Origin of the sequence: Pantoea sp. ICBG 828, assembly GCF_002928355.1 — a bacterium.
GTDB classification, from domain to species: Bacteria; Pseudomonadota; Gammaproteobacteria; order Enterobacterales; family Enterobacteriaceae; genus Pantoea; species Pantoea dispersa.
This window is the reverse complement of sequence record NZ_POWN01000011.1, coordinates 81,753-106,956: the sequence shown is the minus strand read 5'-3', so window position 1 is coordinate 106,956 and position 25,204 is coordinate 81,753. Positions and strand designations below refer to the sequence as shown.

Here is a 25,204-nt window from a genome sequence, read left to right as displayed (position 1 = left end):
TACGTTATGCCTTCATCAGTGATGAAGGCATCAGTTCACAATTTTTAAACCGTAGCCTTATTTGCTACGAGCTTCAATAACGGCCTGAGCGACGTTGTTCGGCGCATCATCGTACTTCAGGAACTCCATGGAGTAAGAAGCACGGCCTTTGGTCAGAGAACGCAACTGAGTCGCGTATCCGAACATTTCAGACAGCGGAACTTCAGCGTGAATCTGAACGCCAGTTGCGTTAGATTCCTGACCTTTCAGCATACCACGACGGCGGCTCAGGTCACCGATAACGTCACCGGTGTTCTCTTCTGGGGTTTCTACTTCAACCTTCATGATTGGCTCAAGCAGAACCGGCTGTGCTTTCTTAAAGCCATCTTTGAAGGCGATAGAAGCGGCCAGTTTAAACGCCAGCTCAGAGGAGTCAACGTCATGGTAAGAACCGAAGTGCAGGCGCACGCCCAGATCAACTACCGGGTAACCGGCCAGTGGACCAGACTTCAGCTGCTCCTGGATACCTTTATCAACCGCAGGGATGTATTCACCAGGAATCACACCACCTTTGATATCGTTGACAAATTCGTAGCCTTTCGGATTCGAACCCGGCTCCAGTGGGTACATGTCGATAACAACATGACCGTACTGACCACGACCACCAGACTGCTTGGCGTGTTTACCTTCGATATCGGTAACTTTAGAGCGAATCGCTTCGCGGTAAGCAACCTGAGGTTTACCGACGTTCGCTTCAACGTTGAATTCACGCTTCATGCGGTCAACGATGATGTCGAGGTGCAGCTCACCCATACCAGCGATGATGGTCTGGTTAGACTCTTCGTCAGTCCATACGCGGAATGACGGGTCTTCTTTCGCCAGACGACCCAGAGCCAGACCCATTTTTTCCTGGTCAGCTTTGGTTTTCGGCTCAACGGCGATAGAAATTACCGGCTCAGGGAATTCCATACGCTCCAGAATGATCGGGTTAGATGGATCACACAGGGTATCACCGGTGATCACGTCTTTCAGACCGATTGCTGCAGCGATGTCGCCTGCGCGAACTTCGCTGATCTCTTCACGTTTGTTGGCGTGCATCTGAACGATACGACCGAAACGCTCACGTGCAGATTTCACGGAGTTCAGTACGGTATCGCCCGAGTTAACCACACCCGAGTAAACGCGGAAGAAGGTCAGGTTACCTACGAACGGGTCGTTGGCAATTTTGAACGCCAGCGCAGAGAACGGCTCGTCGTCAGTTGCGTGACGCTCAGCCGGGGTATCTTTACCGTCGTCCAGGATACCGTTGATCGCCGGAACGTCAGTTGGTGCTGGCAGATATTCAACGACTGCATCCAGCATCGCCTGAACACCTTTGTTCTTAAATGCAGAACCACAGGTCACGAGGATGATCTCGTTGTTCAGTACGCGCTTACGCAGAGCAGATTTGATCTCTTCTTCAGACAGTTCTTCACCGCTAAAGAATTTCTCCATCAGCTCTTCAGAAGCTTCAGCAGCTGCTTCAATCAGCTTGCCACGCCACTCTTCAGCCAGTTCCTGCAACTCAGCACGGATATCTTCGTAAACGAAGGTAGTACCCTGATCGGCGTCGTTCCAGTTGATCTCTTTCATCTTGATCAGGTCAACAACACCGGTGAAGTTCTCTTCTGCGCCGATAGCCAGCTGCAGTGGAACCGGAGTTGCGCCCAGACGTGATTCGATCTGACCAACAACTTTCAGGAAGTTCGCACCCATACGGTCCATTTTGTTAACGAACGCGATACGTGGAACTTTATATTTGTTTGCCTGACGCCATACGGTTTCAGACTGCGGCTGCACGCCACCTACTGCACAGTAAACCATTACTGCGCCGTCGAGCACACGCATAGAACGTTCTACTTCGATGGTGAAGTCAACGTGTCCCGGGGTGTCGATGATGTTGATGCGGTGCGGCTCAAACTGCTTCGCCATACCTGACCAGAACGCAGTGGTCGCTGCAGAGGTGATGGTAATACCACGCTCCTGCTCCTGCGCCATCCAGTCCATGGTTGCAGCGCCATCGTGCACTTCACCGATTTTGTGGTTAACACCGGTGTAGAACAGGATACGCTCGGTGGTAGTGGTTTTACCGGCGTCAATGTGTGCGCTGATACCGATGTTACGGTAGCGCGCAATGGGTGTTGTACGAGCCATTTGATTCCTCTGATTCTCGGACGTTCAATGTAAGTCGACCCCAGCGGGTTGGCTGAATGAGCGCCCGCTGGTTTAACAACAACTACGTGGCGATTACCAGCGGTAGTGTGCGAACGCCTTGTTGGCTTCAGCCATACGGTGAACGTCTTCACGTTTCTTCACTGCAGTACCTTTGTTTTCTGCAGCGTCAGAAAGTTCGTTCGCCAGGCGGAGAGCCATCGATTTATCACCGCGTTTACGAGCAGCTTCTACGATCCAACGCATTGCCAGGGCATTACGACGAACCGGACGGACTTCAACTGGAACCTGGTAGGTTGAACCACCAACGCGACGTGACTTAACTTCGACAGTCGGACGTACGTTTTCGAGTGCAACTTCGAAAGCTTCCAGACCATCTTTACCAGCACGTTGAGCCAGGGTATCAAGTGCGGTATAGACGATTGATTCAGCAGTAGATTTTTTACCATCTACCATCAGGATATTTACAAATTTAGCCAGCAGCTCTGATCCGAACTTAGGATCCGGCAGAATTTTACGCTGACCAATGACGCGACGACGTGGCATGGAAATACTCCGTTGTTAATTCAGGATTGTCCAAAACTCTACGAGTTTATTTTGACATTAAAGTTAAAACGTTTGGCCTTACTTAACGGAGAACCATTAAGCCTTTGGCTTCTTCACGCCGTACTTGGAGCGAGCCTGCTTACGGTCTTTAACACCTGAGCAGTCCAGCGCGCCACGAACGGTGTGGTAACGCACACCTGGCAGGTCTTTTACACGACCGCCACGGATCAGGATCACGGAGTGCTCCTGCAGGTTATGACCTTCACCGCCGATGTAGGAGGTGACTTCAAAACCGTTAGTCAAACGCACACGGCAGACTTTACGCAGTGCGGAGTTTGGTTTTTTCGGGGTAGTGGTGTAAACACGAGTACAAACACCACGTTTTTGCGGGCAAGCTTCCAGCGCCGGCACGTTGCTTTTAGCAACCTGACGAACGCGTGGTTTGCGAACCAGCTGGTTAACTGTTGCCATTAAATAGCTCCTGGATTTAGCTTTTGCTTCGTAAACACGTAATAAATCGCCTCGTATTACTACGAGGAGGCAGAATTTTAGGGCTGTGCCCATAGGGTGTCAAGAAATAACCAGGTTTTACCCTTCACCAGGCCACTTGTTGTGGATGCTTCGTCGTCAGCGTAACGAAACCAGTATAGTTCAGACGCGACACATTGGTCGAAATTTGCGCAGTCAGCCCGCGCGCCATCACGTCTTCTTCTAATACCCACAGCGTGGCGGGCGATGCCAGCAGCTGCTGCAGCTTCTCACTGCCTGCCAGCGCGGCCGTCACACCATCCTGTAACAGCAGCACGTCATCGCCCTCCTGCAACAGCAGCAGCAGGCTATCGAAATCGCATTGCCAGGGAGAGTGCAGCAGGGTGTAGAGCATGGTCAGTTCTCAGAAACGGAGGATACGGTCATAAGTTGCCAGCGTCTGGCGCAGCGCGGCAGGTTCAAGCAGCTGCGCATCCAGCACGCGCGCTGCCGTGAGGCTCTGGCCACGTGCCAGCAGTGACGCCTGACAGATATAGCAGCGATCGATGTCGTATAGCGCCAGCACGCCAAAGGTCGCAATATAGTCACGCGCCAGAATCTGCGCCGGCTGCTGATCGCGGTTGAGCTGCAGCACGCCGTCGCCAATAAAGAACAGGCCGATATCCTCGCTCAGCGCGCCGGTCGCCAGCACGGCATCCAGCCCTTCCCGGCCAGCACTGCTGCCGTGCGGAGCCTGCGTAAACAGAAACGCCACGCGGTTCATCAGAACTGCACCAGGCGATCGCAGCTCAGCGCGGCTTCCGCCAGTGCGCCCAAACCGCTAAGGGTAAATCCGGGCTGCAGATTGCTGCCCGCCAGCTGCAGGCGCGCCGCCTCCTGCGCATCGGTCACGCCGCGCCGTAACGCGGCTGCCACACAGATATTCAGCGCCGCGCCACTGTCGTCGCGCAGCTGCTGCCAGGCGCGCACCATGTCCACTTCATCGCTGGCCGGCGCGCTGAGCTGGTTAGCATTCAGTACGCCTTCGCGGTAAAAGAACACGCTTTCCAGCTGATGTCCCTGCGCCAGCAGCGCACGGGCAAACAGCAGCGCGCTACTGGCGTGCTGTGTGCCGTAAGCCGGCCCGGTGACCAGAAGCGTGTAGCGCATTAGCGTTCCTGCCCCTGCAGATCGCCACTCTTAAACTGGCGGATATACAGATACACGGTGTGCTTAGAAATATTGAGGCGATCGGCCACCTGGTTAATGGCGTCCTTAATATCGAAAATGCCCTTCTCGTACAGATTGAGGACGATCTGGCGATTCTTGGCGTTATTCGACACGTTGCGATCGGCGCTCACCTCTTCAATAGTGAACTCCAGCGTCTGGGTGACCAGATCCTCTACCGAGCTGGCAAAGTTGACGTTGGAATCCACCTGCTGCGTCTCTGGCGGCATGAAAGTCGACATAATTTGCGAAAACGGTACGTCCAGGTTCATATTGATGCACAGCAGACCAATCACCCGCTGCTGCCGGTTACGAATCGCAATGGTTACCGACTTCATCAGCACGCCACTTTTGGCCCGCGTGAAGTAGGCGCGCGACACATTGCTCTCCGCGCCGTGCATATCATGCAGCATGCGCAGCGCCAGATCGGTAATTGGGGAACCCACTTTGCGGCCGGTATGTTCGCCATTGGCGATACGCACGGCGGAGCATTTAAGATCTTCCAGAGAGTGCAGCACGATTTCGCAGTGCGAGCCAATCAGCATCGCCAGACCGTCGACCACCGCTTCGTAGGATTTAAGAATATCGTAGTCTGCTTGTTCGAACGGACGCTGCTCCAGTAAATCGAAGTCAGTCAGTTCGCCGGGATTGAATGGATTAGACATCGAAGACATTACCCTAAATGGCTGGAGCCTGTCTCGACAGCATTGGGGCAGACTCATCTTATGATCATTGTGCAGGCGCTAGTCTGGCAAATGTCGCCGTTTTTAGCCAGAGCTTTACTCATCGCGCCGCAAATTCAGGATGAGCGAAAACAAAACCGCCGCCCGAAGGCGGCGGTGCAAGTCAGCTTACTGTGCTTTCTTGTCAGCAGCGGCCGGAGCCTGCGCTTTCTCATCGGCTTTCGGCGCCGGCTTGATGTCGAGCAGCTCAACATCGAACACCAGCGTTGAGTTGGCCGGAATACCCGGCACGCCGTTTTTGCCGTAAGCCAGGTTCGGTGGGATCACCAGCTTGATCTTACCGCCTTTCTTCACGTGCTTCAGACCTTCGGTCCAGCCCGGGATTACGCCGTCCAGACGGAACGACAGCGGCTCGCCGCGCGTGTAAGAGTTGTCGAACTCGGTGCCGTCAATCAGCGTACCTTTGTAGTTAACCACCACGGTATCGCTGTCTTTCGGGGTTTCACCGCTGCCCTCTTTCTCTACCTGATACAGCAGGCCAGATTCGGTTTTCTTCACGCCCTTCTCTTTGGCGAACTTGTCTGCGTAAGCGGTGCCTTTGTCGGCATTCTCTTTCGCGTCTTTTTCCATCTTCGCCTGAGCGGCCCCTTTCACGCGGCCTTCAAACGCCTGCAGCGTCTGCTCGATCTCTTCGTCAGACAGCTTGCTCTTGCCGCCAAACGCATCCTGAACACCGGCAATCAGCTGGTCTTTGTCCAGTTTGATACCCAGTTTCTCCTGCTCCTTCAGAGAGTTGTCCATGTAGCGACCCAGGGAGGCGCCCAGCGCATAGGCTGACTGCTGGTCTTCGTTTTTGAAGGCAGCATTTTTCGGCGCCTGTGGCGCAGCCTGCGCTGCGTCAGCCGGTGCCGCAGTGGTTTCTGCTGCCATTGCCAGCGGTGCATTCAGCGCGACGGCCATGGTGGTAGCTAACAATGTGACTTTAAACAGTGATTTCATCCTTTCTCCAAAACCGAAGCTTCAAAACCTCGGGAATCATTGCGGACAGTGGCCCACACTATAACTTTACGTGGCAGTGGCGAACACTCCCACAGTGTAATTACCCGGTCAACCTCCGACCTTTTTTGCTTCAGGAAGTTTCATCAGAGATATAGGCGCAACGCGGGAATTCAATGCATACGCCAGAACGAAGGTGAAATATCAGGTGATTCTGACACGAAAGACCGTAGAATCACGCCCGACAAGATCAACGCGCAGCACCGTGACAGGAGGAGTGATGATGCAACAACCAGAATGGGATCAACGCCTTGAGGCGCTGGAGAGCAAGCTGGCTTTCCAGGAACATACCATTGAGCAGCTCAATCAGACGGTGGTTCAGCACGAGCTGGAAATGAGTAAACTGCGTGAGCAGGTGCGTCTGCTGGTGGATAAAGTGAAGGCCGCCGCCCCGTCCATGGTCGCTTCGCAAGCGGAAGAGACCCCGCCGCCGCACTATTAATATCGCGTGCTTTGCTGCCCAATAAAAAGGCCACCCGCAGGTGGCCTTTTTACGCTTAGTGGTTGCAGCCGCAACCACCGTGGCCGCCGCAGCCGCCGTGACCGTGCTCATGATCGTGACCATGGTCGTGGTCATGATCGTGATGATGGCCGTCAGCGCCATGAACGTGGCCGTGAGCGATCTCTTCTTCCGTGGCTTCACGGATAGCAACCACTTCCACATTGAAGTTCAGGTTCTGACCCGCCAGCATGTGGTTACCATCAACCACCACGTGCTCATCTTCCACTTCGGTGATCTCGACCGGCACCGGGCCCTGGTCGGTTTCTGCCAGGAAGCGCATGCCAACCTGCAGCTCGTCAACGCCCATGAACACGTCTTTCGGTACACGCTGCACCAGGTTGTCATCGTACTGGCCGTACGCGTCGTTTGCCGGGATATGCACGTCAAACTTGTCGCCGACCGCGTGATTTTCCAGCGCTTTTTCCAGACCAGAAATCAGGGAACCATGACCGTGCAGATAATCCAACGGCGCACTCACCGGTGACTCGTCAACCAACACACCGTCTTCGGTACGAACCTGATACGCCAGGCTCACCACCAGGTCTTTTGCTACTTTCATGATATCTCCTAACCGTTGAGAACAAAGAATCCCGTCTCATTGGTCTATTCTCGCGTGCAATAACCAACCAGAAAGGTTCAGTACTGAGGATGCCAACAGTGCTGTTGGACCATACTGCTCAGCGTTAATGGCGCCGATTGTAGCGGAATTCAATACCGCTGTAAGGCTAAGCTTAAAAAAAGCTGCGCCATCGCGCTACTCCGGATGAAAAATGCCAATCACTTGCTCAGTGCTGCGAACCTGATCGCGCGCCTGCTTGTCCGCCTCACGCATCTGGTGGCCGCACTTCACGCACTCCACCACATCGACATTGTTTTCACGCCACATCGCCAGCGTGTCTTTCTCCTGACAGTGCGGACAGACCGCACCAGCAATAAAACGTTTACGCATAGTCTTTCCTGCCCGTTATCAGAACGGATACGTTAAGTGTAGCCTTACTCATCATCCCAGCCGTCAAACTGCCGTTTTTCATGCTGCATTTCACGCTGGAAAATGTCCTCCAGCTCGCGTCGCGCCTCACGCACGCGTGAAACCTGCACGCTGTCGTCGTGGCTCGGCACCAGCTCACGCAGCATGCGCATATCCAGCCGGCGGAAGTGCTGCTGCGCGCGCTGCGCCTGATGCGGATGCATGCCCAGCGATATCAGCGCTTTGCGGCCTAACTCCAGCGCGCTGGAGAAGGTTTCACGCGAGAACAGCGTGACGCCCGCCTGCAGCAGCTCATGCGCCTCGACACGACCGCGCGCCCGCGCCAGGATCTCCAGCTGCGGGAAGTGCTGCTGGCACAAGTGCACGATGGTCATCGAATCTTCCGGATCGTTACAGGTGATGACAATCGACTGCGCATTCTCCGCCCCGGCGGCACGCAGCAGCTCGAGCTCAGTGGCATCGCCATAGTAAACCTTGTAGCCATATTTGCGCATCAGGCTGACCGCAGAGATATCGCGCTCCAGCACGGTGATGCGCTTGTTGTTGGCCATCAGCAAACGCCCGACCACCTGACCAAAACGGCCAAAGCCCACCACTATCACCTGGGGCTGATCGTCCTCGACAAACGGCTTTTCGCCGTCCTCTTCCGGTTCGTTGAAGCGGCGCGCCAGAATCTTATCCACGCCCTGCATCAGCAGCGGCGTGGTCATCATCGACAGCGTCACCGTGACCAGCAGCAGCGGCAGCTGATCGCCGCTGAACAGTTTTGCCGACGACGCCGCCGAAAACAGCACGAAGGCGAATTCACCGCCCTGACTCAGCACGCCGGCAAACTGCAGACGCTCCGAACTGCGCAGGCCATAAATGCGCGCCAGCACATAGAGCACCAGCGTTTTCACCGCCACCAGCAGCACCACGCCGATCAGAATTTCGAGGATGTGGGTATAAAGCACGCCGAGGTTGAGCGCCATGCCCACCGAAATAAAGAACAGCCCGAGCAGCAGCCCTTTAAACGGCTCAATGGCAACTTCCAGTTCGTGGCGATACTCACTCTCTGCCAGCAGAATACCGGCGATGAACGTCCCCAGCGCCATCGACAGGCCCAGCGCATCCATAAACAGCGCCGAACCGAGCACCAGCAGCAGCGAGGCGGCGGTAAACACTTCCCGCACGCCGGACGCGGCGATGAAACGGAAAATCGGCCGCAGCAAATAGCGTCCGCCCACCAGCATACCGGCGAATGCCAGCACCTTCATGCCCACCTTGAGCCAGTCGACATGGCCACTGTCGCTGCCGGCCAGCAGCGGTACCAGCGCCAGCGCCGGAATCACCGCCAGGTCCTGGAACAGCAGCACCGAGAAGCCCAGCTGCCCCGCTTCGCTACGGTTCATGCCTTTGTCGCGCATCAGCTGCAGCGCCATGGCGGTCGAGGACATCGCCAGGCCGATACCGCCAATCACCGCGGCCTGCCAGCTGAAGTCGGTCAGCCACAGCAGCACGCCGAGGATCGCTGCCGAAACCAGCACCTGCGCGGCACCGACGCCAAAAATAGAGCGCCGCAGCGCCCACAGCTTGGCCGGGTTCAGCTCCAGCCCGATGATAAACATCAGGAACACCACGCCAAGCTCCGAGAAGTGCAGAATCTCGTCCACATCGCTGATGAAGCCCAGCCCCCACGGGCCAATGGCGATACCGGCCAGCAGATAGCCCAGCACCGCACCAATGCCGAGCCGGGCGGCAATCGGCACCACCAGCACCGCCGCCACCAGATAAATCACGCCGGCGGTGAGTAACGTTTCGCCTTGCATCACACTCCTCCGTTCGGCAGCGGTGACGCCAGCCAGTCGCCATAGGCGCGCGCAAAATTGCGCAGCACCTCGGGTGTCTGACGACGCGCCCAGTAAATCACCATCGGCGTCAGCCAGTGCATGCGACACATCTGCGCCGTCAGCTCAAACGGTCGCATAATGTCGCTCATCGGGTAGCGATTGAGGCCGCTGTGGTGATACGCCGTCTCCGGCTCACCGGTCGTCACCACGCTGCGCCAGTATTTACCTTCCAGCGCATTACCGTCCTGGCCGCTGGCAAAGCCGCGCGACAGCACGCGATCCAGCCACTCTTTCAGCAGTGCCGGACAGCTATAGGTATAAAGTGGATGCTGAAACACCACGATTTGATGGTCGCGCAGCAGTTGCTGCTCGTAATGAATATCAATAAAGAAATCCGGATAGTGGGCGTATAAATCGTGCACCGTGACGTGGTCCAGTTCCATAGCCGACTGCAGCAAAACCCGATTAGCAATCGAATCCTGTGATTCCGGATGGGCGTAAAGCAGCAATATTTTGGGCGGCTGCGACATCGTTCCCCTCCAAAGCGTCGTCACCGCGGCGGAATTCCGCTACCATGCTCGACGCAACAAACATTATCGAATTATGTTGCCGATAAATTAACATATTCTGACGATACGGCGCTTATGATTGTCTTTTCCGCATTACAAATCCGTCGCGGCACTAATGTGCTGCTGGATAACGCAACGGCCACCATTAACCCGGGGCAAAAAGTCGGCCTGGTGGGTAAAAACGGCTGCGGTAAATCCACGCTGCTGTCACTGCTGAAGGGTGAAATCAGCAGCGATGCCGGCAACGTCACCTTTCCCGGCAACTGGGCGCTGGCATGGGTGAATCAGGAAACCCCGGCGCTGAGTAAAGCCGCGCTGGAATATGTTATCGACGGTGACCGCGAATATCGTCAGCTCGAATCCGAATTAGCGGCAGCTAATGCGCGCGACGATGGCAACGCCATTGCGCTGCTGCACGGCAAGCTGGACGCTATTCAGGCGTGGAGCATACACGCACGCGCCGCCAGTCTGCTGCACGGATTGGGCTTCAGCCAGGAACAATTAATGCGGCCGGTGAGCGATTTCTCCGGCGGCTGGCGTATGCGTCTCAACCTTGCTCAGGCGCTGGTATGCCGTTCCGACCTGCTGCTGCTCGATGAACCGACCAACCACCTCGATCTCGACGCGGTGATCTGGCTGGAGCGCTGGCTGAAGAGTTATACCGGCACGCTGATCCTGATCTCGCACGACCGCGACTTCCTCGACCCGGTGGTGGACAAAATCATCCATATCGAACAGCAGACGATGTTCGAATACACCGGCAACTACAGCTCGTTCGAGCGTCAGCGCGTAGCCAAACTGGCGCAGCAGCAGGCGCTGTACCAGAGCCAGCAGGAAAAAGTCACGCACCTGCAAAAGTACATCGATCGCTTCCGCGCGCAGGCCACCAAAGCCAAACAGGCGCAGAGCCGCATCAAGATGCTGGAGCGTATGGAGCTGATTGCCCCGGCGCACGTCGATAACCCGTTCAGCTTCAGCTTCCGCGCGCCAGAAAGCCTGCCTAACCCGATCCTGAAAATGGAGCAGGTTTCGGCGGGTTACGGTGAGCGGGTGATTCTGGATGCCATCAAACTCAACCTGGTGCCGGGTTCGCGCATCGGCCTGCTGGGGCGTAACGGCGCCGGTAAATCCACGCTGATCAAACTGCTGGCGGGCGAGCTGGAGCCGCTGGCGGGCAAAGTGGGTCTGGCGAAAGGGATCAAGCTGGGTTACTTCGCGCAGCATCAGCTTGAGTATCTGCGCGCCGATGAGTCGCCGCTACAGCATCTGGCGCGCATCGCCCCGAAAACGCTGGAGCAGCAGCTGCGTGACTACCTGGGCGGCTTTGGTTTCCAGGGCGATAAAGTCAGCGAAGCCACCGAGCGTTTCTCCGGCGGCGAGAAAGCGCGACTGGTGCTGGCGCTGATCGTCTGGCAGCGGCCGAATCTGCTGCTGCTCGACGAACCGACCAACCACCTCGATTTGGATATGCGCCAGGCGCTGACCGAAGCGCTGATCGACTTTGAAGGCGCACTGGTGGTGGTGTCGCACGATCGTCATCTTCTGCGTTCGACCACCGACGATCTTTACCTGGTGCACGACCGCAAAGTGGATGTGTTCGAGGGCGATCTGGATGATTATCAGCAGTGGCTGAGCGACCTGCAGAAGCAGGAAACGCAGCAGGATGCCGCGCCGAAGCAGGACAACGCCAACAGCGCGCAGTCCCGCAAAGATCAGAAGCGCCGCGACGCCGAGCTGCGCGCGCAGACGCAGCCGCTGCGCAAAGAGATCGAAAAGCTGGAGAAGCAGATGGCCAAATGGCAGACGCAGCTCAGCGAAGCCGAAGCACAGCTGGCCGACAGCGCCATTTACGAGCAGAGCCGTAAGGCCGATTTAACCGCCGCCCTGCAGCGCCAGGCGGAGAGCAAATCGGCGCTGGAAGAGGTCGAAATGGCGTGGCTGGAGGCGCAGGAGCAGCTGGAGCAGATGCTCGCGGGGTAAAGGTACGCGATGATGTCATAGAGGGTGCGCGATGATGCCCTCACCCTGACCCTCTCCCATAGGGAGAGGGAATAAACCTAACTCCGCCTTACCTGCTACGCACGGTCGGCCCCCTCTCCCGCTGGCGGGAGAGGGTTGGGGTGAGGGCAATCAACGCTCCGAAATCACACCGGCACATCCCCTAACACCGTCGCGCGATGCATCACGCGTCGCGCCGGATAATAATCCGCGTTGGCATAATGCTGCGTCACGCGGTTATCCCAGATTGCCACATCGTTCGGCTGCCAGCGCCAGCGCACCTGAAACTCCGGCTTGGTGGCGTGCGCAAACAGATAGCCCAGCAGCGCCTCACTCTCCTTCTCGCTTACGCCCAGCAGCCTGGTGGTAAAACCTTCATTAACAAACAGCGCCTTGCGTCCGCTCACCGGATGGGTGCGGATCACCGGATGCTGCACCGGCGGATGCTTCGCCACGGCCTGCTGCCAGCGCTGATGCTCCTCTTCCGTCTTACGGTACTTATACTCCTGGAACGATTTCTTAAAATCGTGCTCCGCCTGCAGGCCACTCAGCAGCTGTTTGAACGGCTCTGACAGCGCCTCGTAAGCGGCAATCCCGCTGGTCCACAGCGTATCGCCACCGCTCTCCGGCAGCAGCTTTGAGGCCAGAATGGCGATCGCCGGCGGCGTCTGAATAAAGGTGACGTCGGTATGCCAGTTATCGTTGTCCGGCGGATTATCCTGATGCGTATCCAGCACGATAATCTCTTCCACGCCTTCGGCATGCGGATAAACCGGATGAATGTGCAGATCGCCGAAGCGGATCGCCAGCGCGCGCTGCTGCTCCGGCGTAATGCGCTGATCGCGCAGAAACAGCACCTGGTGACGCAACAGACCATGGTAAAGCTGCTCAAACTGCGCGTCACTCAGCGGACGGCTGAGGTCGACATCGCTGACCTGCGCCCCGATATACGGACCCAGCGCGGTAAAATTCACTCGTTCGTTCATTGCTGTTCTCCATTCCAGGGCGTCAGTCGGCGCTGTAGCGCACGTAAACCCAGTTCTAAACTAAAGGCAATCAGGGCGATCACCGCGATGCCCGCCAGCACCACATCGGTGGCGAGAAACTCCCCAGCTGACTGCACCATAAAGCCCAGCCCGCGCGTCGCGGCAATCAGTTCGGCCGCCACCAGCGTGGACCAGCCCACGCCAAGACCGATGCGCAGGCCGGTGAGAATCTCCGGCAACGCTCCGGGCAGAATGACAAAACGCAGCAGCTGCCCGCGCGTCGCCCCCAGCGCCTGAGCGGCACGGATCCGCACCTGCTGCGTATTCTTCACGCCGGCCAGGGTGGATAAAGTCACCGGCGCGAAAATTGCCAGATAAATCAGTAAAATCTTTGAGGTTTCGCCAATGCCAAACCAAATCACCATCAGCGGCAAATAGGCCAGCGGCGGTACCGGTCGATAGAGTTCAATCAGCGGATCGAGCAGCCCGCGCACCGCCGGGCTAAGCCCCATGGCAATGCCCACCGGAATGCCGATCAGCGCGGCAAAGAACAGCGCCACCAGCATGCGCGTCAGGCTGGCACCAAGATGCTGCCATAGCGTGGCATCCATAAAGCCCTGCGGACCGGCAATAACCAGCAGCTTATGCAGCACCTGCTGTGGTGGCGGCAGGAACAAGGGCGCAATCAGCCCCAGCGCGGTCACGCCCCACCACAGCAGCAGCAGCACGGCCACGCTCAGCAGGCTCAGCGACAGCTGGCGGGAAAAGGGCCAGCGCAGGCGACGAACGCGGGACGTCCGGCGCTTGTCATCAATAACGGCACTCATACAAACGCCTCCCGCTGCGCGAATACCTGGTTCAGGACATACTCACGTCGTTCGATAAATGCCGGATCGGATTTAATGCTGCGGCACGGCTCGCCCGCGGCGAAGCGCTGGCCAAAGTCGAGCTTCAGGCGTTCCACTACGCGACCCGGACCCGGCGACAGCAGCACCAGTTCGCTGGCGAGAAAGACGGCTTCTTCGATGTCATGGGTGATCAGCAGAATCTGCTTGCCGGTATCGCGCCATAACGTCAGCAGCAGCGTCTGCATCTGCTCGCGCGTGAAGGCATCCAGCGCACCGAACGGCTCATCTAACAGCAGCAGCTGCGGATCAGCGGCCAGCGCACGGGCAATCCCCACGCGCTGACGCTGCCCCCCAGAGAGCTGCCAGATAAAACGCTTTTCTGCGCCCTCGAGCCCGACCTTACGGATCAGACGGCGAGCGATCGCGTGCCGTTCAGCTTTTGCCATACCCGCCAGCTGCAGGCCGAACGCCACGTTATCGATAACGTTACGCCACGGCAGTAGCCCTTCGTTCTGAAAGACCACGCCGCGCTCTGCGCCCGGTCCGCGTACCGGCTTGCCATCCAGCGTGATACTGCCGGACTCCAGCGGCAGAAAACCGGCGATCAAGTTCAGCAGCGTGGTTTTGCCACAGCCGGACGGCCCCAGCACCACCAGTAATTCGCGGCTGGCCAGCTGCAGATTGATATCCTGCAGCGCCGGTTGCCCGGCGTAACGTGCGTTGAGATGGGTGATGCTGAGCATAAGGCCTCCGTTATTTGGCTAAGGGGGCAACAAAGCGCGTGGTGACAAAGCTGCTGTAGTCACTGGCGGCATCCGGCACTTTGCCCTGCTCTTTCAGAAACTGTGCGGTATCGACAATCGCCTTGTTGACCGGTTTGCCCAGCTGTTCCACCTGCTGCTGCGCCGTCAGGTAGGTATTGCCTTTCACCAGTCCGGGGACGTCACTTTCCGGCACGCCGCTCAGGCGCGACAGCTTGCTGAGGTTATCCGGTTGCTGCAGCCACTGTTCCGGGTTGGCGATATAAGCCTGCTGCGCGGCAATCGCGCTGCGGGCGAAAGCGGTGACCACTTCAGGATGCTGCCGGGCAAAATCCTTGCGCACCACCCAGACGTCGAGCGTCGGTGAGCCCCACTGCCCGACCTGCGACGAGTCGGTCAGCACCTTGCCGTCTTTCTCCAGTTCATTGACGGCGGGCGCCCAGACATAGGCGCCGTCGATATCACCGCGCTGCCAGGCAGCAATGATCGCCGGCGGCTGCAGATTAACCAGTTGCACCTGGGTGGGTTTGATGCCCCAGTGTTTCAGCGCGGCCAGCAGGCTGTAATGGGTGGTGGAGATGAAGGGAACGGCAATGCGTTTGCCGATCAAATCTTTGGGCGAGCTGATGCTTTTTTTCACCACCAGCGCTTCAGAATTGCCCAGCTGTGAAGCCAGCAGGAAAGCTTCAATCGGCAGCTGCTGCGTGGCGGCCACCGCCAGCGGGCTGGAACCAATGTTGCCAATTTGCACATCGCCCGAGGCTAACGCACGCAGGACGCTGGCGCCGCTGTCGAATTTGCGCCAGTCAACCGTGGCACCGCTCTCTTTGGCAAAGGTATTGTCAGCCTGCGCCACTTTGGCCGGTTCCGCCGACGTCTGATAAGCCACGGTCACATTGACCGCCTGCGCCTGAAAGGTCATCAGCGCTAACGCGGCTGCTACCGCGCTTATTGTTTTGGTTACTGCCATCATCATGCACCCCAATGTTGAGTCGTGACGGCAGTGTCGCCAGCAGCAATGATTTCATAAAGGAATTAAAAATTATCCCTAATAAAAATCGGTTCTTAGATCAACATCGGGTAACGCTATGCAAAAAGTGCAAATACAAAACCGCTGGTGTGGAAGAAATATGTCAGGCGCTCACATGCCGACTGTGGTATTGATCTCGTCTTGATTTTTTCCCCCTTTTACAGCGGTACTGGCCTCCATGTCGATTGAGAAAGTTGCGCGCCTCGCGGGCGTGTCGAAAGCCACGGTTTCACGGGTGTTAAACCAGCATCCTGGCGTCCGGCCAGATACGCGTAAACGGGTGCTGGCCGCAATTAATGTGTGCGAATACCAGCCCAACCTGCTGGCGCGCCAGCTGCGTACCGCGCAAAGCAACATGTTGCTGGTGCTGATTTCCGATATCACCAATCCGTTCTGTTCACGGGTGGTGCAGGGCATCGAGGCGGAGGCCGAAGCGCACGGCTATCACATCCTGTTATGTAATTCCGCGTCACAGCTGCGGCGCGAAACCGCCTATCTGGCACTGCTGGCCGGCAAAGTGGTGGATGGGGTGATCACCATGGACGCCGCGGCCTGTCTGCAGGGACTGAAAGAGTTGATTGGTGATGCGCCGTGGGTGCAGTGTGCGGAGTACGATCCCTCGGTGAACGCCTCAAGCGTCACCATCGATAACCGTCAGGCGGCCTATGACACGGTGCACTATCTGGCCGGCAAAGGGCGTCAGCGCATTGCGCTGGTCAACTGTGATATGCGCTATCTCTATTCGCACCAGCGCGAAAGCGGCTATCGCGACGCCATCACGCAGCTGGGGCTTGACTGGCACGGCGTCGCTTACGCCAGCGACATCTCCTGCGAAGCGGGCAGCGCGGCGCTGCGCGAACTGCTAACGCAGCCAGAGCGGCCGGATGCGGTGTTTGCGGTATCGGACGTGCTGGCGGTTGGCGTGATTCACGCTGCTCTGGAGGCCGGACTGCGCGTGCCGGAGGATCTGGCGGTGGTCGGCTTTGACGGCATTCCGTTCACCAGCAGCATCAACCCGCCGCTGACCACCATTGCCCAGCCGATGAACCAGATGGGTGCCCGCAGCGTGCAGCTGCTGCTGGCGCGCATCCGTCAGCGCCAGGCGGCCGTGGTGCATGAAGTGCTGCCGTGGACGCGCATTGAGCGCGCCTCCAGCTGACTCAGTGCCAGATCAACAGCACGCAGGCTGCGGTCAGCGACCCCATGGCGAGGTTGAAGATTTTCCACGCGCGCGGACTGCGCAGCAGCCGGCCAATCAGCGAGCCGAAACCCATCCAGATCACGCCGGAAACCACGTTCACCAGCGCCATGCCGAGGCTGATCGCCACCACGGAATGCAGATAGGCGCTGCCGGCAAGGCTGAAGCTGGCGACCGCACCCAGCGCCATCAGCCAGGCTTTCGGGTTGATCAGTTGCAGTAACCCGCCCTGCCAGAAAGGCATCTGCTTCACGCTGGCATCGTCGGTCTCCAGCGTTTCGTATTCGGCGGTGGCAATTTTCCACGCCAGCCACAGCAGATAGAGGCTACCGGCCACTTTCAGTACCAGATGCAGTGAGGGATAGAGCAGAATCAGGCTGCCGATGCCAAACGCCACCATCAGCAACATCACCTGCATGCCAATCATGATACCAATCAGCAGTGGAAAGGTGCGCAGGAAGCCAAAATTAGCACCTGAGGCGGTAAGTAACATATTATTGGGCCCTGGCGTGATGGCCGCGACCCAGAGAAAGCCCAGCATTGATAAAAAAAGACTCAGTTCCATGTATATTCGGGTGCTCCTCACCCAGAAAAGCGAACAACCCATCGAAGCTATCAGCGAGTTATGCATCAGACAAGTACTATCCCAGGCTATTTTGATCGCCCGAGCGGCGAGCGCTTTACCCCGCTGCGCGGCTTCGGCAATGCGCATCTGCAAACGCTGCTGCCGCGCCTGCTGCGCCGGCGCGTCACGCTGCGCCCGCACTGGCAGCGCCTCGATCTCCCAGACGGCGACTTCGTCGATCTGGCGTGGAGCGAAGATCCGGCACAGGCACGTCACAAGCCGCGCATGGTGCTGTTCCACGGGCTGGAAGGCAGTTTCCGCAGCCCGTATGCCCATGGGCTAATGCAGGCGTGTCAGGCGCGCGGCTGGCTGGCGGTGATCATGCACTTCCGCGGCTGCAGCGGCGAGCCTAACCGTCTGCAGCGCATCTATCACTCCGGTGAAACTGAAGATGCGACCTATTTTCTGCACTGGCTGCAGCGCGAATGGGGCACGGTGCCGACTGCCGCGGTCGGCGTTTCGCTCGGCGGCAATATGCTGGCCTGTCTGCTGGGGCTGCAGGGCACGTCGGCCCCGCTGGATGCCGCGGTCGCCATTTCCGCGCCGCTGGCGCTGGAGCCGTGCAGCCAGAAGCTGGACGTGGGCTTTTCACGCTTTTATCAGCACTACCTGCTGACCCAGCTGAAGAAAAACGCCACGCGCAAACTGCGCGCCTGGCCGGGCACGCTGCCGGTCGATCTGACGCAGCTGCGCGCCTTCCGCCGGCTGCGTGAGTTTGATGATGCGATTACCGCCCGCGCCCACGGGTTTATTGATGCGCGCGACTATTATCAGCGCGCCAGCGCCATGCCATTGCTGACCGGCGTGCGCAAGCCGCTGCTGATCATCCATGCGAAAGACGATCCCTTCATGACCGATGCGGTGATCCCGCAGCCGCAGCAGTTGTCTGCCACAATTGAGTATCAGCTGACGCAGCAAGGCGGTCACGTCGGCTTCGTGGGCGGCAGCCTGCTGCGACCCAAAATGTGGCTGGAGCAGCGCGTGCCGGACTGGCTCTCAACTTATCTGGATATGTAATTGTGATTATTCCCTGGCAAGAACTCGACCCGACAACGCTGGAAAACCTGATAGAAAGTTTTGTGCTGCGTGAAGGCACCGATTATGGCGAGCAGGAGCGCAGCCTGACGCAGAAAGTGGCCGACGTGCGCCGCCAGCTCGAGCAGGGCGAAGTGGTACTGGTGTGGTCAGAATTGCATGAATCGGTCAATATTATGCCGCGGCGGGAATTTCGCGGCTGATGCGTCAGGCGGCAATTCGTGGTAACAATGCTCATCGCCGGACTTCACAGGGAGCGCTGTTATGTCAGCCAGGCATCCAGTCATAGCCGTTACCGGTTCCAGCGGCGCCGGAACCACCACCACCAGTCTCGCCTTCCGTAAAATTTTCCAGCAGCTGGATCTGCACGCGGCGGAAGTAGAAGGCGACAGTTTCCATCGCTATACCCGTCCGGAAATGGACATGGCGATTCGTAAGGCGCGCGACCTCGGGCGTCACATCAGCTACTTTGGCCCGGAAGCCAACGACTTCGGCCTGCTGGAGCAGACTTTTCGCGACTATGGCCAGAGCGGACTCGGCCAGTCGCGCAAATATCTGCACACCTACGATGAAGCGGTGCCGTGGAATCAGGTGCCGGGCACCTTTACACCCTGGCAGCCGCTGCCGGAAAACACCGATGTGCTGTTCTATGAAGGCCTGCACGGCGGCGTGGTGACGCAGCAGCATAACGTGGCGGAACATGTCGATCTGCTGGTTGGCGTGGTACCGATTGTTAATCTGGAGTGGATTCAGAAACTGGTGCGCGACACCAGCGAGCGCGGCCATTCGCGCGAAGCGGTGATGGATTCGGTGGTGCGTTCGATGGAAGACTACATCAACTACATCACGCCGCAGTTTTCCCGCACGCACCTCAACTTCCAGCGCGTGCCGACCGTGGATACCTCGAACCCGTTTGCCGCGCGTGAGATCCCGTCGCTGGATGAGAGCTTTGTGGTGATCCATTTTCGCGGCCTGGAGGGCATCGCTTTTCCTTATTTACTGGCGATGATCCAGGGCTCGTTTATTTCCCACATGAATACGCTGGTGGTGCCGGGCGGCAAGATGGGACTGGCGATGGAGTTGATCATGACGCCGCTGGTGCAGCGGTTGATTGAAGGAAAACGCATTGAATAGCGCAGGCTAACGCGCCAGTTTCGCCGGGAGGAGCTGAGATCGGGAGCGCAGGGCCGCGCTCCCGGCTGGATTACAGCTCCACCACTTCGTAGCTGTGCGTTATCTCGACGCCCTTGCCCAGCATGATCGCGACCGAGCAGTACTTCTCCGCGGACAGATCCACCGCGCGCGCCACCGCTTTATCGCTCAGCGCTTTGCCGCTGACAATAAAATGCAGATTGATATGCGTAAAAATGCGTGGCGCTTCTTCGCGGCGTTCCGAGGTCAGTTTGACTTCACAATCGGCGACATCGTTGCGCCCCTTTTGCAGAATCGACACCACGTCAATCGCGCTGCAGCCGCCCGCAGCCATCAACACCATCTCCATCGGGCTGGGCGCTTTATCACCGGAATTGCCGTCCATTAATACCTGATGACCGGATGAGGATTCTCCGAGAAAGGTCAGCCCTTCCACCCATTTCACTCGTGCCTGCATTATTCTTTCTCCTGAAGCGGCGGTTTTGCCGCCAGAGTACGCTTTCACCTGACAAACAGCAATGCAGACGCATCCCCCACCTGCTGAAGCGAGACAACAGGAGACAGGTTGCAAAAGCTATGCTACAAACAGTGCTGAAAATATTTTCGTCACGAAAGACGAAAGCGGGACGAATCAAAAGCATCGCTTACGAATCCACCCCCGAATAACTGTCCCTCACGGGAAACGCTGGACGATTTCACCGCCTGACAGGGAAAACTGCCCCCTGTATTTTGGGCACGATTACAACAGAGGATAATAGCGAATGGTTCTCGGCAAACCGCAAACAGACCCTACACTCGAATGGTTCCTGTCCCATTGCCATATTCACAAATATCCATCCAAAAGCACCCTCATCCATCAGGGTGAGAAAGCGGAAACGCTGTACTACATCGTGAAAGGTTCCGTCGCGGTACTGATTAAAGATGAAGAAGGCAAAGAGATGATTCTCTCCTACCTCAATCAGGGGGATTTCATCGGTGAGCTCGGCCTGTTTGAAGAGGGCCAGGAGCGTAGCGCCTGGGTACGTGCGAAAACCGCCTGCGAAGTGGCTGAAATTTCCTACAAAAAATTCCGTCAGCTGATTCAGGTCAATCCGGATATTTTAATGCGCCTGTCGGCGCAGATGGCGCGTCGCCTGCAGGTAACATCTGAAAAAGTCGGCAACCTTGCCTTCCTCGATGTGACCGGCCGTATCGCGCAAACGCTGCTCAACCTGGCGAAACAGCCTGATGCCATGACGCACCCGGACGGTATGCAGATTAAAATCACCCGTCAGGAGATTGGTCAGATCGTGGGCTGCTCACGCGAAACCGTGGGTCGTATCCTGAAAATGCTGGAAGATCAGAACCTGATCTCCGCACACGGCAAAACCATCGTCGTTTACGGCACCCGCTGATTTCTTCTCACCCACGGCGTGATGGCAACATCGCGCCGTTTCTGTTTACGATGAGCTGATGTGGCGTCGAATCATCTATCATCCGGAAGTTAACTATGCGCTGCGGCAAACGCTGGTGCTGTGCCTGCCTGTGGCGCTCGGCTGGCTGTTTGGCGATCTGCAAAAAGGGCTGCTGTTCTCCCTGGTGCCGGCCTGCTGCAACATCGCCGGTCTGGATACGCCACATAAGCGGTTCTTCAAACGGCTGATTGTCGGCGGCGCACTGTTCGCCAGCGGCAGTTTTCTGATTCAGTACCTCACGGCTTACGCTGTGCCGCTGCCGCTGATTCTGCTGGTGTTACCGCTGCTGGTGGGCGTGACCGGTGAAATCAGCCCGCTGCATGGTCGTTTGCTGCCCGGCACGCTGATCGCCGCCATCTTTACCTTAAGCCTCGTCGGCCGTATGCCGATGTGGGTCCCGCCGCTGCTGTATATCGGCGGGACGCTGTGGTACGGGCTGTTTAACTGGTTCTGGTTCTGGCTGTGGAAAGAGCAGCCGATGCGCGAGACCCTCAGCCTGCTGTACCGCGAGCTGGCCGATTACTGCGACGCCAAATACACCTTGCTGACGCAGCTGACCGATCCGGAAAAAGCGCTGCCGCCGCTACTGGCGCGTCAGCAGAAAGCGGTCGATCTGATCACCACCTGTTATCAGCAGATGCATATGCTGTCCGCCAGCCGTGATAACAGCCACAAACGCCTGACGCGCGCCTTTCAGGTTGCGCTCGATCTGCAGGAGCATATCTCGGTCAGCCTGCACCAGCCGGAAGAGGTGCAAAAGCTGGTGGAGCAGAGCCACGCCGAGGCGGTGATCCGCTGGAACGCGAAAATCATTTCGGCACGGCTGCGCGTGCTGGCCGATGCCATTCTCTATCACCAGCTGCCGGAACGCTTCCACATGGAGAAGCCGCTCGGCGCGCTGGAGAAAATTGCCCGGCAGCACCCGGATAATCCGGTCGGTAATTTCTGCCTCTACCATTTCAGCCGCATCGCGCGCGTGCTGCGCACGCAGAAGCCGCTATACACCCGCGACCTGATGGCCGATCGCCAGCGTCGCCTGCCGCTGTTGCCGGCGCTGCGCAGCTACCTGTCGCTGAAATCTGCCGCGCTGCGGACGGCGGCGCGCTTCGCGGTGATGCTGATGTTCGGCAGCGCGCTGGCGCTGTTCTTCAATATTCCCAAGCCTTACTGGATTCTGATGACCATCATGTTTGTCAGCCAGAACGGCTACAGCGCCACGCGCGTTCGCATTCAGCACCGGGCACTCGGCACCTTCGCCGGCTTGCTGATCGCCGCGGCGTCGCTGCGCTTTGCCGTACCGGAGTCGATTGCCCTGCTGACCATGCTGGTCATCACCCTCGCCAGCTATCTGATCACGCGTAAATATTATGGCTGGTCGATGATTGGCTTTACGGTGACGGCGGTGTATTCGCTGCAGCTACTGTCACTGAATGGCGCGCAGTTCCTGCTGCCACGCATGATGGATACGCTGATGGGCTGCCTGATTGCCTTCGCCGGTATGATCTGGCTATGGCCGCAGTGGCAGAGCGGGCTGCTGCGCAATAATGCGCACGATGCGCTGGAGGCTTATCAGGAGGCGCTGCGCCTGCTGCTCGGTCCGGAGCAGGCGCCGGAGAAGCTGGCGTATCAGCGCGTCAAGGTTAACCAGGCGCACAACGCGCTGTTTAACTCGCTCAACCAGGCGTCTACCGAACCGGGCTTTAACTTCCAGTATCTGAAAGATATGCGCCTGTGGGTGACCCACAGCCAGTTTATCGTTGAACACATCAACGCCATGACCATTCTGGCGCGCGAGCACACCATGCTGACGCCAAAGCTGGCGGAGCGCTATTTGCAGTCCTGTGAAATCGCGCTGCAGCGCTGTCAGCAGCGGCTGGCTTACGACGGGCCGGGCAACGACAGCAATATTCTGGAAGCGCCGGAGAATCTGAATGAGGGGCCGGTGACGATTGTCGAACAGCATGTGAAGCGCATTCTGCAGCATCTCAATGTGATGCACACCATTTCTTCACTGGCGTGGAGCCAGCGCCCGCATCACGGCCGCTGGCTCAGCGTGCTGAAGCCGAAAGGTTAGTTCAGGACTTTCGCGATCGCCCGGGCAAAGCGCGCCATGCCTTCTGCGATATCGGTTGGCTCAATCACCAGCGACGGCACAAAGCGAATCACATCGCTGCCGGCGGTCAGTACCATCAGACCTTCAGCGGCGGAAGCGTTGAGGATATCGCGCGCTTTGCTGGCGTGCTGCGCGTTGAGTACGGCACCCAGCAGCAGCCCTTTGCCCCGAATTTCACTGAAGATGTCGAACTGCTGATTGATCTTCTGCAGCGCCGAGACAAACTGCTCACGACGCGCGTCGACACCATTCAGTACCTCGGGCGTATTGATGATATCCAGCGCGGTTTCGGCAATCGCACAGGCCAGCGGGTTGCCGCCGTAGGTGGTGCCGTGCACGCCCGGCGCCATCACCGAGGCGATTTCATGGGTGGTCAGCATCGCGCTCACCGGGAAACCGCCGCCCAGCGCTTTAGCGGTGGTGATGATATCTGGCTTGATACCATAGTGTTCGTAAGCAAACAGCTTACCGCTGCGGCCCATGCCGCTCTGCACTTCATCCAGCACCAGCAGCGCGTTGTGCTGATCGCACAGCGCACGCAATCCCTGCATGAATTCCGTCGTTGCCGGCATCACGCCGCCTTCCCCCTGAATCGGCTCCACCACAATCGCGCAGGTGTGGTCGTCAATCACCGCTTTCACCGCGGCCAGATCGTTAAACGGCACATGGACGATATCCGCCGGCTTCGGACCAAAGCCATCGGAGTATTTCGGCTGACCGCCCACCGAGACGGTGAACAGCGTGCGGCCGTGGAAGGCGTTGTGGAAAGCGATAATTTTGCTTTTGAACGGGCTGTGCTTTTTGCAGGCGTAGTAGCGCGCCAGTTTGAACGCCGCTTCGTTCGCTTCGGCACCGGAGTTACCGAAGAATACCCGCTCGGCGAAGGTCGCCGCGATCAGTTTACTGGCGAGGCGCAGTGCCGGCTCATTGGTGAACACGTTACTGGTGTGCCACAGGGTTTCGCCCTGACTTTTCAGCGTTTCCACCAGCGCCGGATGACAATGGCCAAGCGCGGTGACCGCGATACCACCGGAGAAGTCGATATACTCTTTGCCCTGTTGATCCCACACGCGGCTGCCTTTGCCTTTGACCGGCACAAACTGCGCAGGTGCATAAACAGGCAAAATAACGTTATCGAACGTTTCCCGGCTTACCGCTAGATTTTCCGCTGCCATTGATGACCTCATCGGGTTATTTGTTGAGCTGATGTGAAATTATAATCACAAAATATGCATAAAAAATCATGCAATGGCAAACGGAAGTTACATATTGAGGAAATTCGCCAGCAGCTGATGCCCCTGCTCGCTGAGAATGCTCTCCGGATGGAACTGCACGCCCTCGAGCGGCAGCGTACGATGGCGGAAGCCCATGATCTCATCGGCAACGCCATCGCGCAGACTCCAGGCGGTGACTTCAAACTCTGGTGGCAGCGTGTCGCGCGCCACAATCAGCGAGTGATAGCGCGTGACGGTCAGCGGATTATTCAGGTTGCGGAACACGCCCTGGCCGGTGTGCTGCACCGCAGAGGTTTTGCCATGCATCACCTGGCGCGCGCGCACCACCTGCGCACCGTAGGCCTGGGCGATGGCCTGATGGCCCAGGCATACCCCGAGAACCGGCAACCGTCCGGCAAAGTGGCGAATGGCTTCGAGCGAAATGCCGGACTGATCCGGCGTACAGGGGCCCGGCGAGATCACCAGATGACTCAGCGGCAGCGCTGTCATCTCTTCCAGCGTCATCGCATCGTTGCGCACCACGCGCACCTGCGCGCCCAGTTCACAGAAGTACTGGTAGAGATTCCAGGTAAAGGAGTCGTAGTTATCAATTAGCAGCAGCATACATTACAGATGAATTGAGTGGGTGCTGTCGGTAGGCGACAAGCAAGAAAGGTCGCAAAAAAGCAATGTTACCACCTTCGACCTCAATCCCCGCTAGCTGTCAAAAAA

The 25,204-nt window shown here is 57.8% G+C and carries 28 protein-coding genes; 8 read left to right on the top strand and 20 right to left on the bottom strand.

The genetic code is table 11. The features are described from left to right. Nucleotides 1–57: 57 nt before the first annotated feature. The 8 genes from fusA to fkpA form a co-directional block, all read right to left on the bottom strand. Entirely contained in the window at nucleotides 58–2,172 is a 2,115-nt protein-coding gene (fusA, locus tag C1Y43_RS21295) for an elongation factor G (protein ID WP_021507461.1), read from the bottom strand. Between the two features lie 93 nt (nucleotides 2,173–2,265). Beyond that, complete coding sequence (gene rpsG / locus C1Y43_RS21290) at nucleotides 2,266–2,736, bottom strand: 30S ribosomal protein S7 (RefSeq protein ID WP_007886246.1); 471 nt, start codon at nucleotides 2,734–2,736, stop codon at nucleotides 2,266–2,268. A gap of 96 nt (nucleotides 2,737–2,832) precedes the next feature. Continuing rightward, nucleotides 2,833–3,207, bottom strand: a complete 375-nt coding sequence (gene rpsL, locus C1Y43_RS21285; RefSeq protein WP_010616440.1) for a 30S ribosomal protein S12 — start codon at nucleotides 3,205–3,207, stop codon at nucleotides 2,833–2,835. A gap of 124 nt (nucleotides 3,208–3,331) precedes the next feature. Then, nucleotides 3,332–3,619, bottom strand: a complete 288-nt coding sequence (tusB, locus tag C1Y43_RS21280; protein WP_058759912.1) for a sulfurtransferase complex subunit TusB — start codon at nucleotides 3,617–3,619, stop codon at nucleotides 3,332–3,334. 9 nt (nucleotides 3,620–3,628) lie between these two features. After that, nucleotides 3,629–3,988, bottom strand: a complete 360-nt coding sequence (gene tusC / locus C1Y43_RS21275) for a sulfurtransferase complex subunit TusC (RefSeq protein ID WP_021507459.1) — start codon at nucleotides 3,986–3,988, stop codon at nucleotides 3,629–3,631. Further along, complete coding sequence (gene tusD / locus C1Y43_RS21270) at nucleotides 3,988–4,374, bottom strand: sulfurtransferase complex subunit TusD (protein ID WP_021507458.1); 387 nt, start codon at nucleotides 4,372–4,374, stop codon at nucleotides 3,988–3,990. Before tusD ends, tusC begins: the two co-directional genes overlap by 1 nt. Then, nucleotides 4,374–5,096 (bottom strand): transcriptional regulator, encoded by a 723-nt coding sequence (locus C1Y43_RS21265; RefSeq protein ID WP_104094141.1) that lies wholly within the window; start codon nucleotides 5,094–5,096, stop codon nucleotides 4,374–4,376. The genes tusD and C1Y43_RS21265 overlap by 1 nt, the downstream gene beginning before the upstream one ends. Before the next feature lie 186 nt (nucleotides 5,097–5,282). Then, nucleotides 5,283–6,113 (bottom strand): FKBP-type peptidyl-prolyl cis-trans isomerase, encoded by an 831-nt coding sequence (gene fkpA / locus C1Y43_RS21260; RefSeq protein ID WP_021507456.1) that lies wholly within the window; start codon nucleotides 6,111–6,113, stop codon nucleotides 5,283–5,285. Between the two features lie 280 nt (nucleotides 6,114–6,393). Between fkpA and C1Y43_RS21255 the strand changes: the two genes are divergently transcribed. Continuing rightward, nucleotides 6,394–6,612 carry a SlyX family protein gene (locus C1Y43_RS21255; RefSeq protein ID WP_010616434.1) on the top strand — a complete coding sequence of 73 codons (219 nt, stop codon included), beginning with the start codon at nucleotides 6,394–6,396 and terminating at the stop codon, nucleotides 6,610–6,612. A gap of 55 nt (nucleotides 6,613–6,667) precedes the next feature. Here C1Y43_RS21255 and slyD read toward each other — a convergent pair whose 3' ends face one another. From slyD to kefG, 4 genes are all read right to left on the bottom strand, one after another. Then, complete coding sequence (slyD, locus tag C1Y43_RS21250; protein ID WP_021507454.1) at nucleotides 6,668–7,231, bottom strand: peptidylprolyl isomerase; 564 nt, start codon at nucleotides 7,229–7,231, stop codon at nucleotides 6,668–6,670. A 195-nt stretch (nucleotides 7,232–7,426) separates the two neighbouring features. After that, nucleotides 7,427–7,621: a YheV family putative zinc ribbon protein gene (locus tag C1Y43_RS21245; RefSeq protein ID WP_021507453.1), complete on the bottom strand. Its 195-nt coding sequence runs from the start codon at nucleotides 7,619–7,621 to the stop codon at nucleotides 7,427–7,429. A 44-nt stretch (nucleotides 7,622–7,665) separates the two neighbouring features. Continuing rightward, a complete protein-coding gene (gene kefB / locus C1Y43_RS21240) occupies nucleotides 7,666–9,468 on the bottom strand; it encodes a glutathione-regulated potassium-efflux system protein KefB (protein WP_021507452.1) in 1,803 nt (600 codons plus the stop codon). Continuing rightward, nucleotides 9,468–10,019, bottom strand: coding sequence for a glutathione-regulated potassium-efflux system ancillary protein KefG (gene kefG / locus C1Y43_RS21235; protein ID WP_021507451.1), 552 nt, complete (start codon nucleotides 10,017–10,019; stop codon nucleotides 9,468–9,470). The genes kefB and kefG overlap by 1 nt, the downstream gene beginning before the upstream one ends. A 114-nt stretch (nucleotides 10,020–10,133) precedes the next feature. Between kefG and C1Y43_RS21230 the strand changes: the two genes are divergently transcribed. Next, nucleotides 10,134–12,038 (top strand): ABC transporter ATP-binding protein, encoded by a 1,905-nt coding sequence (locus C1Y43_RS21230; protein WP_104189617.1) that lies wholly within the window; start codon nucleotides 10,134–10,136, stop codon nucleotides 12,036–12,038. A gap of 164 nt (nucleotides 12,039–12,202) precedes the next feature. Here the strand turns inward: C1Y43_RS21230 and tauD are convergent, their stop codons facing one another. The 4 genes from tauD to tauA are packed head-to-tail and all read right to left on the bottom strand — an operon-like array spanning nucleotide 12,203 to nucleotide 15,624. After that, on the bottom strand, nucleotides 12,203–13,042 hold the full coding sequence (tauD, locus tag C1Y43_RS21225) for a taurine dioxygenase (RefSeq protein ID WP_021507449.1): 840 nt from the start codon (nucleotides 13,040–13,042) through the stop codon (nucleotides 12,203–12,205). Further along, nucleotides 13,039–13,869, bottom strand: a complete 831-nt coding sequence (gene tauC / locus C1Y43_RS21220; protein WP_021507448.1) for a taurine ABC transporter permease TauC — start codon at nucleotides 13,867–13,869, stop codon at nucleotides 13,039–13,041. The genes tauD and tauC overlap by 4 nt, the downstream gene beginning before the upstream one ends. Further along, nucleotides 13,866–14,633, bottom strand: coding sequence for a taurine ABC transporter ATP-binding subunit (tauB, locus tag C1Y43_RS21215; RefSeq protein ID WP_021507447.1), 768 nt, complete (start codon nucleotides 14,631–14,633; stop codon nucleotides 13,866–13,868). Before tauB ends, tauC begins: the two co-directional genes overlap by 4 nt. A 10-nt stretch (nucleotides 14,634–14,643) precedes the next feature. Further along, entirely contained in the window at nucleotides 14,644–15,624 is a 981-nt protein-coding gene (gene tauA, locus C1Y43_RS21210; protein WP_104189641.1) for a taurine ABC transporter substrate-binding protein, read from the bottom strand. Nucleotides 15,625–15,859: 235 nt separating this feature from the next. Between tauA and C1Y43_RS21205 the strand changes: the two genes are divergently transcribed. Beyond that, entirely contained in the window at nucleotides 15,860–16,840 is a 981-nt protein-coding gene (locus tag C1Y43_RS21205) for a LacI family DNA-binding transcriptional regulator (RefSeq protein ID WP_021507445.1), read from the top strand. 1 nt (nucleotide 16,841) lies between these two features. On the opposite strand, the gene C1Y43_RS21200 is transcribed toward C1Y43_RS21205, so the two are convergent. After that, complete coding sequence (locus C1Y43_RS21200) at nucleotides 16,842–17,444, bottom strand: LysE family translocator (RefSeq protein ID WP_104189615.1); 603 nt, start codon at nucleotides 17,442–17,444, stop codon at nucleotides 16,842–16,844. 60 nt (nucleotides 17,445–17,504) lie between these two features. Between C1Y43_RS21200 and C1Y43_RS21195 the strand changes: the two genes are divergently transcribed. From C1Y43_RS21195 to C1Y43_RS21185, 3 genes are all read left to right on the top strand, one after another. Further along, a complete protein-coding gene (locus C1Y43_RS21195; protein ID WP_058759291.1) occupies nucleotides 17,505–18,521 on the top strand; it encodes a hydrolase in 1,017 nt (338 codons plus the stop codon). A gap of 2 nt (nucleotides 18,522–18,523) precedes the next feature. After that, nucleotides 18,524–18,742, top strand: coding sequence for a YheU family protein (locus tag C1Y43_RS21190; protein WP_021507442.1), 219 nt, complete (start codon nucleotides 18,524–18,526; stop codon nucleotides 18,740–18,742). Nucleotides 18,743–18,803: 61 nt separating this feature from the next. Further along, entirely contained in the window at nucleotides 18,804–19,673 is an 870-nt protein-coding gene (locus C1Y43_RS21185) for a phosphoribulokinase (protein WP_021507441.1), read from the top strand. 70 nt (nucleotides 19,674–19,743) lie between these two features. Here C1Y43_RS21185 and C1Y43_RS21180 read toward each other — a convergent pair whose 3' ends face one another. Continuing rightward, nucleotides 19,744–20,148: an OsmC family protein gene (locus C1Y43_RS21180; RefSeq protein WP_021507440.1), complete on the bottom strand. Its 405-nt coding sequence runs from the start codon at nucleotides 20,146–20,148 to the stop codon at nucleotides 19,744–19,746. 304 nt (nucleotides 20,149–20,452) lie between these two features. Between C1Y43_RS21180 and crp the strand changes: the two genes are divergently transcribed. Together crp and C1Y43_RS21170 are read left to right on the top strand one after the other, a co-directional pair. Then, nucleotides 20,453–21,085 carry a cAMP-activated global transcriptional regulator CRP gene (gene crp / locus C1Y43_RS21175; RefSeq protein ID WP_000242755.1) on the top strand — a complete coding sequence of 211 codons (633 nt, stop codon included), beginning with the start codon at nucleotides 20,453–20,455 and terminating at the stop codon, nucleotides 21,083–21,085. A 58-nt stretch (nucleotides 21,086–21,143) separates the two neighbouring features. Next, a complete protein-coding gene (locus tag C1Y43_RS21170; protein ID WP_021507439.1) occupies nucleotides 21,144–23,219 on the top strand; it encodes a YccS/YhfK family putative transporter in 2,076 nt (691 codons plus the stop codon). Here the strand turns inward: C1Y43_RS21170 and C1Y43_RS21165 are convergent. Both C1Y43_RS21165 and C1Y43_RS21160 read right to left on the bottom strand, forming a co-directional pair. Then, the gene (locus C1Y43_RS21165) at nucleotides 23,216–24,433 is read right to left on the bottom strand and encodes an aspartate aminotransferase family protein (protein ID WP_058780170.1); all 1,218 of its coding nucleotides are present in this window, start codon (nucleotides 24,431–24,433) and stop codon (nucleotides 23,216–23,218) included. The two genes, C1Y43_RS21170 and C1Y43_RS21165, sit on opposite strands and share 4 nt — an antisense overlap. 87 nt (nucleotides 24,434–24,520) lie before the next feature. After that, nucleotides 24,521–25,096 carry an aminodeoxychorismate synthase component II gene (locus C1Y43_RS21160; protein ID WP_058770975.1) on the bottom strand — a complete coding sequence of 192 codons (576 nt, stop codon included), beginning with the start codon at nucleotides 25,094–25,096 and terminating at the stop codon, nucleotides 24,521–24,523. Between the last annotated feature and the right edge of the window lie 108 nt (nucleotides 25,097–25,204).

Coding starts and splice junctions, on each gene's coding strand:
- kefB (WP_021507452.1), bottom strand. CDS start 9,468: ATGCAAGGCGAAACGTTACTCACCGCCGGCGTGATTTATCTGGTGGCG.
- slyD (WP_021507454.1), bottom strand. CDS start 7,231: ATGAAAGTAGCAAAAGACCTGGTGGTGAGCCTGGCGTATCAGGTTCGT.
- tauB (WP_021507447.1), bottom strand. CDS start 14,633: ATGCTCAGCATCACCCATCTCAACGCACGTTACGCCGGGCAACCGGCG.
- C1Y43_RS21230 (WP_104189617.1), top strand. CDS start 10,134: ATGATTGTCTTTTCCGCATTACAAATCCGTCGCGGCACTAATGTGCTG.
- tauA (WP_104189641.1), bottom strand. CDS start 15,624: ATGATGGCAGTAACCAAAACAATAAGCGCGGTAGCAGCCGCGTTAGCG.
- rpsG (WP_007886246.1), bottom strand. CDS start 2,736: ATGCCACGTCGTCGCGTCATTGGTCAGCGTAAAATTCTGCCGGATCCT.
- fusA (WP_021507461.1), bottom strand. CDS start 2,172: ATGGCTCGTACAACACCCATTGCGCGCTACCGTAACATCGGTATCAGC.
- tauC (WP_021507448.1), bottom strand. CDS start 13,869: ATGAGTGCCGTTATTGATGACAAGCGCCGGACGTCCCGCGTTCGTCGC.
- C1Y43_RS21165 (WP_058780170.1), bottom strand. CDS start 24,433: ATGGCAGCGGAAAATCTAGCGGTAAGCCGGGAAACGTTCGATAACGTT.
- kefG (WP_021507451.1), bottom strand. CDS start 10,019: ATGTCGCAGCCGCCCAAAATATTGCTGCTTTACGCCCATCCGGAATCA.
- fkpA (WP_021507456.1), bottom strand. CDS start 6,113: ATGAAATCACTGTTTAAAGTCACATTGTTAGCTACCACCATGGCCGTC.
- C1Y43_RS21195 (WP_058759291.1), top strand. CDS start 17,505: ATGCATCAGACAAGTACTATCCCAGGCTATTTTGATCGCCCGAGCGGC.
- tusD (WP_021507458.1), bottom strand. CDS start 4,374: ATGCGCTACACGCTTCTGGTCACCGGGCCGGCTTACGGCACACAGCAC.
- crp (WP_000242755.1), top strand. CDS start 20,453: ATGGTTCTCGGCAAACCGCAAACAGACCCTACACTCGAATGGTTCCTG.
- C1Y43_RS21205 (WP_021507445.1), top strand. CDS start 15,860: ATGTCGATTGAGAAAGTTGCGCGCCTCGCGGGCGTGTCGAAAGCCACG.
- rpsL (WP_010616440.1), bottom strand. CDS start 3,207: ATGGCAACAGTTAACCAGCTGGTTCGCAAACCACGCGTTCGTCAGGTT.
- C1Y43_RS21160 (WP_058770975.1), bottom strand. CDS start 25,096: ATGCTGCTGCTAATTGATAACTACGACTCCTTTACCTGGAATCTCTAC.
- C1Y43_RS21185 (WP_021507441.1), top strand. CDS start 18,804: ATGTCAGCCAGGCATCCAGTCATAGCCGTTACCGGTTCCAGCGGCGCC.
- tusC (WP_021507459.1), bottom strand. CDS start 3,988: ATGAACCGCGTGGCGTTTCTGTTTACGCAGGCTCCGCACGGCAGCAGT.
- C1Y43_RS21200 (WP_104189615.1), bottom strand. CDS start 17,444: ATGGAACTGAGTCTTTTTTTATCAATGCTGGGCTTTCTCTGGGTCGCG.
- tauD (WP_021507449.1), bottom strand. CDS start 13,042: ATGAACGAACGAGTGAATTTTACCGCGCTGGGTCCGTATATCGGGGCG.
- tusB (WP_058759912.1), bottom strand. CDS start 3,619: ATGCTCTACACCCTGCTGCACTCTCCCTGGCAATGCGATTTCGATAGC.
- C1Y43_RS21170 (WP_021507439.1), top strand. CDS start 21,144: ATGTGGCGTCGAATCATCTATCATCCGGAAGTTAACTATGCGCTGCGG.
- C1Y43_RS21180 (WP_021507440.1), bottom strand. CDS start 20,148: ATGCAGGCACGAGTGAAATGGGTGGAAGGGCTGACCTTTCTCGGAGAA.
- C1Y43_RS21255 (WP_010616434.1), top strand. CDS start 6,394: ATGCAACAACCAGAATGGGATCAACGCCTTGAGGCGCTGGAGAGCAAG.
- C1Y43_RS21245 (WP_021507453.1), bottom strand. CDS start 7,621: ATGCGTAAACGTTTTATTGCTGGTGCGGTCTGTCCGCACTGTCAGGAG.
- C1Y43_RS21265 (WP_104094141.1), bottom strand. CDS start 5,096: ATGTCTAATCCATTCAATCCCGGCGAACTGACTGACTTCGATTTACTG.